Source organism: Alcaligenes faecalis (genome assembly GCF_009497775.1).
Lineage (GTDB): Bacteria > Pseudomonadota > Gammaproteobacteria > Burkholderiales > Burkholderiaceae_B > Alcaligenes > Alcaligenes faecalis_D.
Map to the genome: position 1 here is coordinate 487006 of NZ_CP031012.1, position 12865 is coordinate 499870.

General features: G+C 51.4%; 11 protein-coding genes and 1 tRNA gene. 6 read left to right on the forward strand and 6 right to left on the reverse strand.

What is annotated here, in order from left to right; translation table 11 throughout:
- Window positions 1-227: 227 nt before the first annotated feature.
- Complete coding sequence (nadE, locus tag DUD43_RS02215) at window positions 228-1055, forward strand: ammonia-dependent NAD(+) synthetase (protein ID WP_153228969.1); 828 nt, start codon at window positions 228-230, stop codon at window positions 1053-1055.
- 104 nt (window positions 1056-1159) lie between these two features.
- Here the strand turns inward: nadE and DUD43_RS02220 are convergent, their stop codons facing one another.
- Entirely contained in the window at window positions 1160-1417 is a 258-nt protein-coding gene (locus tag DUD43_RS02220) for a hypothetical protein (protein ID WP_153228970.1), read from the reverse strand.
- A gap of 354 nt (window positions 1418-1771) precedes the next feature.
- Between DUD43_RS02220 and DUD43_RS02225 the strand changes: the two genes are divergently transcribed.
- On the forward strand, window positions 1772-2836 hold the full coding sequence (locus DUD43_RS02225) for an AI-2E family transporter (protein WP_045930742.1): 1065 nt from the start codon (window positions 1772-1774) through the stop codon (window positions 2834-2836).
- A gap of 308 nt (window positions 2837-3144) precedes the next feature.
- Window positions 3145-3229: transfer RNA gene (locus DUD43_RS02230), tRNA-Leu, on the forward strand.
- A gap of 680 nt (window positions 3230-3909) precedes the next feature.
- Here DUD43_RS02230 and DUD43_RS02235 read toward each other — a convergent pair.
- Window positions 3910-5541, reverse strand: a complete 1632-nt coding sequence (locus DUD43_RS02235; RefSeq protein WP_228125875.1) for a P-loop ATPase, Sll1717 family — start codon at window positions 5539-5541, stop codon at window positions 3910-3912.
- A gap of 276 nt (window positions 5542-5817) precedes the next feature.
- On the opposite strand from DUD43_RS02235, the gene DUD43_RS02240 reads away from it, so the two are divergent.
- Window positions 5818-6921 (forward strand): hypothetical protein, encoded by a 1104-nt coding sequence (locus DUD43_RS02240; protein ID WP_153228972.1) that lies wholly within the window; start codon window positions 5818-5820, stop codon window positions 6919-6921.
- A 130-nt stretch (window positions 6922-7051) separates the two neighbouring features.
- On the opposite strand, the gene DUD43_RS02245 is transcribed toward DUD43_RS02240, so the two are convergent.
- The 4 genes from DUD43_RS02245 to DUD43_RS02260 form a co-directional block, all read right to left on the reverse strand.
- A complete protein-coding gene (locus tag DUD43_RS02245; RefSeq protein ID WP_153228973.1) occupies window positions 7052-7597 on the reverse strand; it encodes a hypothetical protein in 546 nt (181 codons plus the stop codon).
- Between the two features lie 85 nt (window positions 7598-7682).
- Entirely contained in the window at window positions 7683-8237 is a 555-nt protein-coding gene (locus DUD43_RS02250; protein WP_153228974.1) for a hypothetical protein, read from the reverse strand.
- Window positions 8238-8298: 61 nt separating this feature from the next.
- Window positions 8299-8721, reverse strand: coding sequence for a hypothetical protein (locus DUD43_RS02255; protein WP_153228975.1), 423 nt, complete (start codon window positions 8719-8721; stop codon window positions 8299-8301).
- 534 nt (window positions 8722-9255) lie between these two features.
- On the reverse strand, window positions 9256-10482 hold the full coding sequence (locus DUD43_RS02260) for an MFS transporter (protein WP_153228976.1): 1227 nt from the start codon (window positions 10480-10482) through the stop codon (window positions 9256-9258).
- A gap of 103 nt (window positions 10483-10585) precedes the next feature.
- Here DUD43_RS02260 and DUD43_RS02265 point away from each other — a divergent pair, with 103 nt between their 5' ends.
- Together DUD43_RS02265 and chrA are read left to right on the forward strand one after the other, a co-directional pair.
- Window positions 10586-11515, forward strand: coding sequence for a LysR family transcriptional regulator (locus DUD43_RS02265; protein WP_153228977.1), 930 nt, complete (start codon window positions 10586-10588; stop codon window positions 11513-11515).
- A 70-nt stretch (window positions 11516-11585) separates the two neighbouring features.
- Window positions 11586-12818: a chromate efflux transporter gene (gene chrA / locus DUD43_RS02270; protein WP_416202938.1), complete on the forward strand. Its 1233-nt coding sequence runs from the start codon at window positions 11586-11588 to the stop codon at window positions 12816-12818.
- Window positions 12819-12865 lie beyond the last annotated feature (47 nt).

The following is a 12865-nucleotide window of genomic DNA, read 5'->3' on the forward strand; positions in this document are numbered from 1 at the left end:
AGGTGCGTGAATCGTGCTTGATTGCATGCAGAGCACCGGATGACGTGGCTGGTTTTATGGTGCCCGAGCAGCAGATACAGGGCTTGTCTCAGTAAGGGCGAATTTGTTTTTCTTGACCGAAGATTATATACAGAATCCAGTTTTAATGAATAAGGATCCCATATCACACAGTTCCCCCAGTCCTTTACAATCGAACTATTGTTCACTTTGTGTAGAGAGCCTGCGCCATGACTGATGATCAACGCGCTTTGCAAGCCAGTATCCGTGCGGAATTGGGGATCACGGATCATTTCGATGTTCAGCAGGAGATCGAACGTCGCGTCCGCTTTCTAAGTGACTATTTGCTGCGCACCGGCTGCCGTAGCCTGGTCCTGGGGATCAGCGGGGGCGTGGACTCTCTGGCAGCAGGGTGCCTGTCTCAGCGAGCCGTAGAGCTGGCACGTGAGCAAGGCCATCAGGCGCAATTCATCGCCGTGCGTTTGCCTTACGGTGAACAGGCTGACGAGAAAGATGCCCAAGGTGGCCTGAAGGTCATCAATCCCGACCAGACCTTGGTCGTGAACGTGAAGCCCGCATCGGATGCCATGCTGGAGCAATTGCTGGCCTCCGGCCTGAAATTCCGTGATGCCGCTCAACAGGATTTTTTGATGGGCAATATCAAAGCCCGTCAACGCATGGTGGCGCAGTACGCGATTGCCGGTGCGAATGGTGGTTTGGTGGTCGGCACAGACCACGCCGCTGAAGCCTTGATGGGTTTCTTCACCAAATTTGGTGACGGCGCTGCCGACATCACCCCCTTGGCGGGTTTGAACAAACGCCGCGTGCGCGCTCTGGCCACGGCAATGGGTGCAACTGATGCTTTGGTCTTTAAAGTCCCGACCGCCGATCTGGAAAGCCTGAGCCCCTTGAAACCAGACGAAGATGCCTTTGGTGTCAGCTATGACCAGATTGATGATTTTCTGGAGGGCAAAGCGATTGATGATGACGCCACGCAGATCATCATCAAAACCTTCCGTGCTTCGGCGCATAAACGTGCATTGCCGGTGGCACCCTGAGCATGACTTGAGGGGATAAAGACAGCCACAGCTGGCACGGCCTTGTCTAAAGAAGCCCCTGAATATAGAGAAACGCCCTGAGGCATCCAGCCTAAGGGCGTTTTTTATTGCCCACAAAAAAAGAAGTCTGGAGTTCTGCAAGAACAGACTGAAGGCATCAGCATCAGCATCAGCATCAGCATCAGCATCAGCATCAGCATCAGCATCAGCATCAGCATCAGCATCAGTACCATACCCATACCCATACCCATACCCATACCCACACCCACACCCACACCCACACCCACACCTACACCTACACCCACACCTACACCTACACCAGCACGTGATGCCTGTTGTAGCCCCAAGCGACCAAGGATCACAAGACCCGAATCCCTGTTGCAGATTTCAAGCTTTCGTGTGCGGCGTTTAAGCCGCTTCACAGCAGCAGGAGTAGACTTGGCAAGGCGCGGTGTGAGGCGCAGTTCATTGAGCGTCAGATCCGAGTCAGTCCAATCGAACCGACCCAGTCCTGATGCTGCTACTCAACCCGCCATGATGAGTCTTGACCCTATGCAGATCGCGGGTGCCGCTCAGAGCCTGCTTCCACCTTGAAAAGTGTTATCAGCTTGTTGTAAGAAACGGGTATTCCTCGGGCTGTGATCATGCTATCGTCAAAAAAACTTTCGGGCACCGACCCATGCCCAGACCAATAGACAAGAGGGTCTCCACCGTTTATGCAACCCGTCTTACCCGCATTCCTCATCGCTCGCTGGCTATTGCTGCTATTGCTGGCCGCAGGCGTCTACTTTTTGAAGGGATTTCTGGTCCCTGTTCTGGCCGCGCTGATCATAGGCCTGGCCGGTTGGCCCTTATATAAACGGCTGGTCGTACGCTGCAATGGCCGCACCGCACTGGCTGCCACACTGGCCCTGCTGGTCGTCATCGTGGTCCTGGTCGTGCCTTTGTCCCTGGCCTTGTCCTTTGCGATCCAGGAAGCCAGCAGCTTCATCACTTGGGCGCTGGCCGCTAACCGCTACGGCACACCCACCCCGGAATGGATCAAAGCCATGCCCCTGATGGGCGAGCGCTTGACCGAGTACTGGCAAGTCTATTTAGGCGAGCCTCACGCGCTGGGTGAGCTGGTCGAGATGGTTAGCGGCCAGCACCTGGGCAATATCTACCGCATGGTCCTGTCTGCCACAGGCAACGTATTCCACCTGCTGCTGACCGTGCTGTTCATGCTGATCACGCTGTTCTTCATCTTCAAGGATGGCGACAGACTGCTGGTGCAATTGGATATTGTTGGTGAACGCGTCCTGCCAGGCCGCTGGCAGCGTTTCTCCCGCGTCGTCCCTGCTACCGTGAACTCTACCGTTACCGGCATGGGGTTGATCGCCTTGGGCGAGGGCGTGGTCCTGGGGATTGCCTACTGGATTGCAGGGGTGCCTTCGCCTGTATTGCTGGGTGTGATTACCGGCTTCATGGCGTTGATTCCCGGTGGTGCGCCTTTGTCCTTTACCTTGGTGTCGCTCTACCTGGTTGGCTCCGGCCATCTGGTTGCCGGTGTCAGCCTGTTCCTGTGGGGCGCTATTGAGCTATTCATCGTCGATAAAACACTCCGACCACGTCTGGTTGGTGGGCCGGTGAAACTGCCATTCCTGCCGACTTTCTTTGGCCTGGTTGGCGGTGTGCAAACAATGGGCATCGTGGGCTTGTTCATCGGCCCGGTCCTGATGGCTTTGTTGGTTGCGATCTGGAGAGAGTGGATTCGTAACGGGCAAGCTGTGGCAGGGGACTAAACCCTGGACGCAGAGCAGAAAATCGAGCAGGCCAGGATAATGTTCCTGGCCTGTTTTTATTTGGAATTCAAGTTCGAGTATGGCCAAGAGTGGTGCAGGTTTCTGCCTGCTGAGAACCGCCCGTTATTGCTTAAGCAGTTGTGACAAAGCAGGTGGAAAATGGGGGTTCAGACGGGCTTTAGGCAGGAATGTTTTCAGCCCCAGGCTAAATTTAAAAAAATTGCTGTAGCGCTTGCCAAAACCCCCAGTAATCTGCGTATAATAACAATCTTTCCTTCCAAGCCTGGATTCCCAGGTTGCCATACCTAGCCCGGGTGGTGAAATTGGTAGACGCAGGGGACTCAAAATCCCCCGCCGCAAGGCGTGCCGGTTCGATTCCGGCCCCGGGCACCAATCAAAAATCCCTAGTGTTCACAAGCACTTAGCGCGATTCAAGTCTTAGCCCCAATACTGGGGGATTTTCCTCAAAGTTCGCTTAGGTACAGTTTCGGTACACTGACGCAGCGCAATGCGTTTGACGGAGTATGTGTAGTGACGATTGGTCTCGCCGTACTGAGGATGAAATGGTGTGCGGTGTATACATTCAGTGATTCTCTGCGGCACCGATTGAGCCACCGTTGTATCTGAAATGGAGAATGACCTTAGCCGTGGACGGGATTTTTTGACTGAATGTCTGCAATATTAGCGTCTTCAGTGCGCTGCACCGAGTTCTTACTGGAGACCGACGAATTTGGTCTAGACAAAACGTTCCCGCGTGCAAGGGCTACCCTGGTGTTTTATCTATTGTCTGACAATGACAACAACTCTTGTCGTTCTGTAGTGGCTCTTGTACACGGGATTAGGACTGAACAATAGCAAACAGAAGTGTTGAACCGTTAAGCCGGAGGCTTCAACGGCTCGCTAGGGATATTTTTAGAAGAAAATCGGTGAAAGGTTGCGTGATCTGAGCGTAGTGCGATCTGGTCGCTCTCATGGCGGCCTCTTGGGGGAGGAAGTTACGTAGGAGCACCTTACTTAAGAGAGAAAAATGTGACTCATTGCTCGAAAAGCCTTTTAATAGTTTCGAGTGTTATTTATCTTCGAGGTAGGGGCTCTTTAGTGCGCTCTTCTCCTCCCCGGCGGCGCTTATCCCTTCTAGCAGGAGGGGTGATGTCGAGAGCGCGCCATAACATTGGATGAACATTGATTGAAGAGCTTTTCTTGTATTGACCATCCGAAATACCTCGGTCATCCAAATGAGACCAACTAGCTCGCTCTGCCGCCTCAGGCTTTATGCCAATAATAGATGTGGTATATAACACCTTGAGAACCTGAATTAGGCAGGCATTGACACTACGCTGATTTTGAAGATACAGCTGAGCAACGTGGCCCACTGGGTCGGTATCTGGGAGCTCAAGCCAGTGCTCTTGAAGACAATCTTCCAATTGTATTTGTGTAATTTCAGAGTATTTAAAATGAGAGTTTCTGCCCCTCAAGATTTCTGTGCATGCATCTAATGACGAGTAATGACCACTCCATTCATCTCTAAGCGATCGTAATCTACCTAAAGAATATGCTCTTTCTGCGTCTTGAACAGTGGAGGATGGGACTGTTTCTTTTCCTTCGCAAAGTTCGATGCATGAATTTACAAAAGCAATAACATCGCGAGGTCTTAAGAGTGTACGTGCAATTAAATAGTCTATGGCTGACTCACCGCGTACTTCACTGCGAAAAACATCGTCAAATCTAACAGTTCTTTGCGTATATTGTTCTTTGATAAGTTTATCAATACGTAGATCTAATAGATTTTTAAGCTGACTTTTGCTCCACCGTAACCGAAGAATTAGCCCTTCAAATTTCTCCTCTTGAAATCCGGCATCACGAGTTTTTTCAAATACTGTTCGAAGAAGATCTTCTCGTAAAGCTACTATGGCTTTTACTGATCTGACGCGTTGAAAAGCTCTAACAGTTTCAATAAGAGCGCGGATTAATTTGAATCTTATTCGATCATCTACCCAAGAATCATCCAGTCGATCAATTACTAGATAAAATCTATTTTTTGGATCTGTGAATATCTCGTCTGCTAGTAAGTCAATAATTTCACCCAATTCACGAACTTGATTTTCATTCACGATCGCTTGTGCTTTATGAAGAACTTCGGCTTTCGCTTCGTTAGTAAGCACGCGTGCACCTGCAGCATTTAATGTTATGCCATGTTTTTTTGCATCAACAGCAGCTGATAAGGTTTTCTCGAGCTTGGTTGTAAATTCTTTTACTCTTGTTTCTGTATCCTGCCAAAATTTGTCATTCCATTGTTTCAGATATTCTACAGCTCGTTTTTTAGCAGGGTCTCTTTGGAAAAGATCACGAAATTGATCTAGAAATCCCCATGGGTCTTTTGCATTTATTTTGTAGCGTCTGCAAAGTAGCTCAACAACAAAGACATGTCGCCACAGCAATTGATAGAAAAGGTCTAATTTTACTCCTGCGGCTTCGAAGAATTGGATGATGTCTGAGTTGGCTACATAGCCTAGCGAAAGAGCTTCTGCGCGAATTTCTATAGCATTTTGTTGAACATCAAGCAAACGTGACAGAAGAGCACTCTTGCCTGCTCCTACGCGTCCAACAACGATACGTTTCGGGTCTTCACAGTCGACCAGAGAGTCAATATCGCCAGTGTTTAGGAAGCAATCTCTGAGGAAACGCTCGTCAGACTCAGCGTCCATGGCGCCGACAGAGCTATTGCGTCGAAACACATATCGCATCATCATCCCCTAGTATATGTTTACGTGACACACTGTAGCAGTATGGCGACTCTCGAACGAGATCTCGGTTACCCCTAATTGGCAGTTGTTTGATTCTACTTGTAATCTCATATATACCCTCCATGCCCTTATGGATTTCAGATTGTTTCTTTTTTTAAATGATTTTGAAATTTAAAGAATTAAGTAGTTGTGGCTATAAATCTTCGATAATCGATTCAGCTGGCTCTAGGTATAAAGATGAGCTTCGGTGGCGCGGGTGCTAGCTGCAAGTTGGGGTTATGGGATCATCTCAAGATCAGGTTTTTGGGATTTTCGGCTCGTTATACACTATATAAAGCAGCGCCTACGCCTACCCCCAAGCCGCGCCAGCCTGCTAAACAAACACAGAATTTTGCTTTGGTATGCGGAGTCACAGATCAAGGAATGTTGAGCTTCCATGATCAGGACGGAGAGCCTGTTTCCGAGTCGGTTGTTGAGCTAGCCAAAAAGCAGAATCGCCAAGCTATTCAAACCTTAATCCAACGTAAATGCGACGAAATAAATAGTGAATGTGAAGCGGTAGCTAATATTCATTTAGACACTCCTGCGCCTCATATTGCACCCAGGTATGTTTCAGAGCGTTTTCTTCGTTCTGAGCCCTTGTTGCCTGCTTTGTTAAGTGCGAAATGGTGGGAAAAGTTTTTTCCCAAACGTTTAGAAAAATTGAATCAGCTCAATCAGCAGATAGCCGGGGAGCATCAGCGTTTGTTGGCGGCATGGAAAAGTGATCAGTCTCAACATGTGTATGAGCAAGAGCAGCAGCGCAAGCTGCTTGAAGAGAATATCTATCAAGATACGGCAGCGATGGAGCAATGGCTGGAGGCTAATCTCCAAAACATTGCTTGGCCTCGGGAGACGCTAATATCGTTAGACATTGCGGAGCAGGGAAAGCATGTTCACTTGGACATTGATTTGCCGGAGATTGAGGACATGCCCTCGAAGATTGCAGCGGTTCCGGCAAGGGGCTTGAAGCTGTCTGTGAAGGATTTGCCAGCAGTGCAAGTTCGTAAGCGCTACATGGCCCATGTTCATGGAGTAGGCTTCCGGATTATTGGCGAAACCTTTGCAGCTCTTCCTGTCGTTCAGCGCATCACTCTATCAGGGTTTTCTCAGCGCCATGATCCGGCCACTGGGCAGTTGCGTGATGATTATTTGTACTCAGTGAAGGTGAGTCGGGAAGCTTGGGCAGGGATAAATTTTGAGATGCTGCCCATGATTGATGTGGTTGAGGCGCTGGCTCAGTTTGATCTTCGGCGCAATATGAGCAAGACGGGTGTTTTTAAACCTATCGAACCCTTTTGACGGTTAGTTGCTCTAGATTTACCGAGTACAAGAGGGCGCAGTAAAGCTAGCGCTCTAAAAGGGAGCCTGGCATGGTTCCCTAATAGACTCATCAAAACACGTAGGCATTTTCGATATCGGATAGCCAGCATCAAGTCGGCTTGACCAGATACCCCCTCATCCCCAAAAGCCGTGTAGGTTGTTTGGACGTCAAGTCTGACAATTTGTCATAGATATCAATCAGCGGCGTGCCCTTACTTAGCTCCAGTTCATACAAGGCAACTTTCTCCGCCTGGTACTTGCCATCAGCCAGCAAGAAATAGGTTGTGCTTTCTTCCGTGACAGGTTCACGTGTGTTTGAGTAGTACATCGGCCCACCTTTTAGCCAGTCGGTGATATCTACCAGGATTTCGTGCATGGCTTGTCTTTTAGGCCCTCCTTCATAAACGATATCTTTCAGAAAATCACTACGTTCCTTTTCGTCCATTTTGCTGACGATATTGCGCATTGCAAAGCTGCCGTGCTTAAGCTCGGTGACTTGAGTTTGCTGTTGAGCTGCAGGCGAGATCGTCACTTGTGTAGATGCTGCCGCAAGAACGGCTTGGAAACTTTGGGTGGCTGCGCTTGCGATGGGCTGCTGCTGATTGACGTTTGTGTCAGCTAACGCAGACTTAGGTGTTGATGAGTTGATAAGCATGGGTCGCATCCTGGAGTTGTCTGTTGCAGTCGAGAAAGGCGGGTATATCAATGCTTCGCTTATAGGCCTTCAAGTGAACAGAGATTTATGTGGGCGCAACCAGATACCCCATCATCCCCAGGAATCGTACGGGTTGCTGTGACGTTAGCTCACACAGGTTTTCATAGATCTCGATCAGAGGGGTGCCGTTTCGTAATCCTGTCTCAAGCACTGATATTTTCTGTGATCGGTATTGGCTTGCCGCCGCATTGAAATAGGTTTTGCTTTCTACTGTTACCAGTTCACCCGTATTGGAGTAACGGATAGGCCCTCCATGTATCCACTCGGTCAGATCCAGTAATCCTCCTGGGCCATCTCCTTTGCCTGCTATGTCTTCGTAAACCATTCCTTTGAGCAAGTCTCGCAGCATGGCGTCGTCCATTTTGTGAATGGACTCGTCCATGACGAAGACGCTTTTAACGATATTTTCTTGAGGTTTTGGTGGAGTGGGGCTGGGTAAATCGATTTTTGGAATGCCGACCTGTTTGGAGAGTCCAGCAAGAACCTCATTGAAATTGGATGAGTTTGCTGTATCAACCTGCTGCTTTTTTTTGACTTGCACAGCAGGCGCGACTTCGGGGGGGGAAGAGCTAACAAACATGAGCGGGACCTTTTTGAGCAGGTATCAGGGTAGGGGCGTGCGGATGACGTCTGGTTGGGGCTTAGAGTTTGTAATAGACGGTGACCGTTATGGGCACATAGGCAGGAGGATAGAGGCCACCAAAGTTGGTTGCGCGAAGCACGACGTATATTGGCCTGCTAGCGTCGCGGTTTCTGAAGTTGTAGGTGGTGAACTCCTTGTCGTACATTGGCACGCAATCTGAAATGCCGTTCCAGCACACATGAGTTGTTGACGAAACTCTGTCGATTTGGTCTCCAGACATATAGGCTTCAACACGCTCAATTTTTGCTCCTGCTGGCAAGGAATGGCCAAACTGGATGGGGTTGAAGCTAAGGTGATAGGTCTCCAGCCTCGTTATCTGGAGAGTATGTTTCCCCGTCCAGAAGTTCTGCGCGTATGCGTTAGATGTAAATAATAAAAACTGAATGACAATAAATGACGTTAATTTAAATAGTTTTTTCAATTTTCTTCCTCGGTTGGTTCTATTTTTTTATTCTATTCTCCATTGAGGTTGGCTAATTGATGGTTTGCATTGGTAAAGGCGCCTAATTCGCTGTTTTGATTGTTTATTTTTCCAATTTTCATTAATTAGGTAGTTTATTTTTAATGCTTAATTCTGTTTTTATGAATGGTTTTATTTTTTTGGTTTCTATTATTTTTTTTGAAATTTACATTAATTCTGAGCGTTCGAAATTGGATATGGTTTATCTGTATTAGGGATCGTAGTGTTTGTTAGTCACTATGTTTCTGGCGTCACACCCTCAGCCTTGTATGTCTCTGGCAAGCTGCCTTGTTGTATCCAGGGGAAGCCGTCGAAAGCAGGTTGATGTAGTGCTTAATCATTAGCAGGCTGCATCGAGATGGAGATTAATCGCTGGGGAAGCTACAGACATATTCCTCTGTAGATAACTTCAAATAGATGCGGGCTGTGGTAAGAGTTTCTCTTGGCAAGAGGCTGGCAGGATCAGCCCTCATCACTGCCAGCCGTAACGCCGACCTAGCAATCCACCACCCTGGTTTCGCAAGCCCCCAACACCGCCACAGGCGTCCTGCTCGCCCCCTCCCTATCCCGCCGATCCAATCTCCCCGCCAACACCGTCAGCCCCAAAGCCAGCAACACAATCCCAGCCCCGATCCAGGTGGTATGGATCAACCCCATTCGTTCCACGATCACCCCACCGCCTAATGCACCGATGGCAATCCCGATATTGAACGCCGCAATGTTCAGCCCCGAGGCTACGTCTACAGCCTGCGGGGCAAAACGGTAGGCCTGGTTGACGACGTAAATTTGCAGCGCGGGTACGTTTCCGAAGGCAACGCCTCCCCAGGCCAGCACGGTGGCCAGCATCAGCCAACGGTTTGTCGCGGTAACGCTCAGCACCAGCAGCACCACGGCCAGCAGCAGGAAAATCAGTTTCAGGGCAGGGATAGGGCCGTGGCGGTCGGCCAGTTTGCCGCCCCACAGATTGCCTACGGCTACCGACACGCCATAGGCCAGCATCACCCAGCCCACGGCGTGGCTGGAAAAGCCTGTGATCTGCTCCAGCATGGGAGCCAGAAAGGTGAAGGCGGTGAACGAGCCTCCGTATCCCACCGCCGTCATGGCGTAGACCAGCAGCAGCCGGGGTTGTCCGAACACGCTTAGCTGCTGACGCAAGGTGGTCGCCTTGCTAGGCGCCACGTTCTTGGGCACAAAGATCAAACTTCCCAGAAAGGCGATGACGCCCAGTGCAGCAACGGCCAGGAAGGTGATGCGCCAGCCGTATTCCTGACCGATGAAGGTGCCCAATGGCACGCCGGTTACCAGGGCTGCGGTCAGGCCAGTGAACATGATGGCAATGGCGCTGGCGGCTTTTTCTTTGGGGACCAGGCTGGCGGCGATGGTGGAGCCAATGGAAAAGAAAACGCCATGTGCCAGTCCGGTCAGGATGCGGGCCACGATCAGGGAGTCGTATCCCGGTGCCAGCCAGGCGACCAGGTTGCCCAGGGTGAACAAGGCCATCAGGGCCAGCATCAGTGCCTTGCGGGGGATTTTGCCGGTCAGGGCGGTCAGGACAGGTGCGCCGATAGCCACGCCCAGGGCGTAGAGGCTGACCAGCAGCCCGGCAGAGGGCAGGCTCACGTTCAGGTCGGCCGCGATGGTAGGTAACAGGCCAACAATGACGAACTCGGTCGTTCCGATGGCGTAGGCGCTGATGGTCAGCGCCAAAAGAGCGATAGGCATGCTTGCATCCTTGCGTCGTGCAGTAAAAGGATGCAATTGTCTGCCTGCTTATTTATTCTAAAAAGTCTATATTGACCAAAATTCTTTTGATTTAAATTCAATAATGAAAACGACTTTTGATGAGATGCAGGCTTTGATTGCGGTGGTTGATACGGGAGCTATCTCTCGTGCGGCCGAGCATTTGGGGCTAACCGTGTCTGCGGTCAGCCGTACCTTGAGTCGCCTTGAGGAAAAGTTGAACACCACGCTGCTGCAGCGTACGACCCGTCGTCTGGAGCTGACTGAGGAAGGGGCAGTGTTCCTGGAAAAGGCCAGGGCGATTGTGGCCAGTGTGGAGGAGGCGGAGGAGGATCTGGCCGTGCGGCGTGAACAGCCTGCGGGGCGTTTGCGTGTGGATGCGGCCTCGCCTTTTATCCTGCATTGTGTGATTCCTTTGGTGGGCGGTTACCGGGAGCGCTATCCACAAGTGAATCTGGAGCTGACCAGCAACGAAGGCTGGATTGATCTGCTGGAGCATCGCATTGATGTGGCGATCCGTATTGGTCGGCTCAAGGATTCCACCTTGCATGCGCGGCCTATCGGCAGTTGTCGCTTACGTGTTCTGGCGTCTCCTGCTTATCTGAAAAAGCATGGGCATCCGCGTGATGTGACGGAGCTGGAGAATCATGTGCTATTGGGCTTTACTCAGCCCTTAAGCCTTAATGACTGGCCTTTGCTTGCGCCGGACGGGATGCCATTGCATATCAAGCCGACTATTGCGGCTTCCAGTGGCGAAACCTTGCGACAATTGGCGCTGGCAGGGCAGGGGATGGTGTGCTTGTCGGACTTCATGACGCATCGGGATCGTGCCGAGGGGCGCTTGGTGGAGGTACTCCCCAAACAGGCGCTGGAGATGCGTCAGCCCATCAATGCTGTTTACTATCGCAACACCGCTTTATCGGCCAGGATCTCTACGTTTGTTAGCTATTTGAGTGAATGCTGGGATGCCAATGCGGGTGGTTGTAGTGTAGATAGGGGGGCGGGAGTCTCATAAATAATAAAGAGTATTAATTTCAGGTGCCGTACTTCATCGGGGCCTGATTGCTTTCGGGGGAGTTCAAACGGTGACGAATGGTTCTAGCAGCACGCCTTTACCGCAGCCAGTGGCGGTACAGCAAGGCAAGCCTTTGGAGGTTTTTTGGGCCTTCCTGAAACTGGGCCTCACCTCATTCGGTGGGCCTATCGCGCATCTTGGGTATTTCCGTTCGGAGTTTGTGGAGCGTCGTCGCTGGCTGGACGAGCACAGCTATTCCGATCTGGTCGCCTTGTGTCAGTTCCTGCCTGGACCGGCCAGCAGTCAGGTGGGAATGGCGATTGGCTTGGGGCGCGCCGGCTGGCTGGGTTTGCTGGCTGCATGGACGGGGTTTACCTTGCCCTCGGCAATTGCGCTGATTCTGTTTGCCTTGGGTTTGGCTGGGCTTCAAGGCGTCGCTGAGTCTCCTTGGGTGCATGGCCTCAAGATTGTGGCCGTAGCGATTGTGGCGCAGGCGGTGTTGGGTATGGCGCGCTCTTTATGCCCTGATCGGGGCAGGGCGGCATTGGCGATTCTGGCAGCCTTGTTAAGCCTTTTGCTGCCCTCTGCAGTCGGGCAGGTGGCCGCTATTGCGATCACGGGTCTGCTGGCCTGGTGGAGGCTGGATGTGGCCCAGTCAGGTGCTGCGCAGGCTCATGCGTATCCTGTGTCGCGCAAGGTGGGGATGGTGGCCCTGCTGCTCTTTGCGGGCTTGTTGATTGCCTTGCCTGTTTGGGCAGCGGCTAGCGGATCATCCGTAGTTCAGTTGTTGGAAGGGGTTTATCGCTCCGGGGCCTTGGTGTTCGGGGGCGGGCATGTGGTCTTGCCTCTGCTGCAGGCTTCGGTGGTGCCTAGCGGTGTGGTCAGCAATGCGGATTTGATGGTGGGCTACGGTGCGGCCCAAGCTGTTCCGGGACCGTTGTTTACCTTTGCAGCGTATATCGGGGCGATTGCTCAAGGGCCCTTGCATGGATGGCTGGGTGGGCTGGTCTTACTGGTGGTGATTTTTGTACCGGCGTTCTTGATTTTGATTGGCGTCTTGCCCTTTTGGCAGAGCTTGAGGCACAGAGCAGGGGTTCGGACGGCGATGGCTGGTGTGAATGCTGGTGTGGTCGGCATTCTGGGAGCCGCCTTGTATGACCCGGTGTGGACCAGTGCCATTCATAGTCGGGCGGATTTTGGGCTGGCTTTGTTCTTGTTTGGACTGTTGATCGTAGGGCGTGTACCGCCTGCTTTGGTGGTGCTGTTGGCAGGGGTGGGGGCGTGGGGAATGTCTTTCGTTTGACTTGAGCTGTAGTTGGTTCTGGTAGAGAGCGCAGCTTGGCGCTTTCA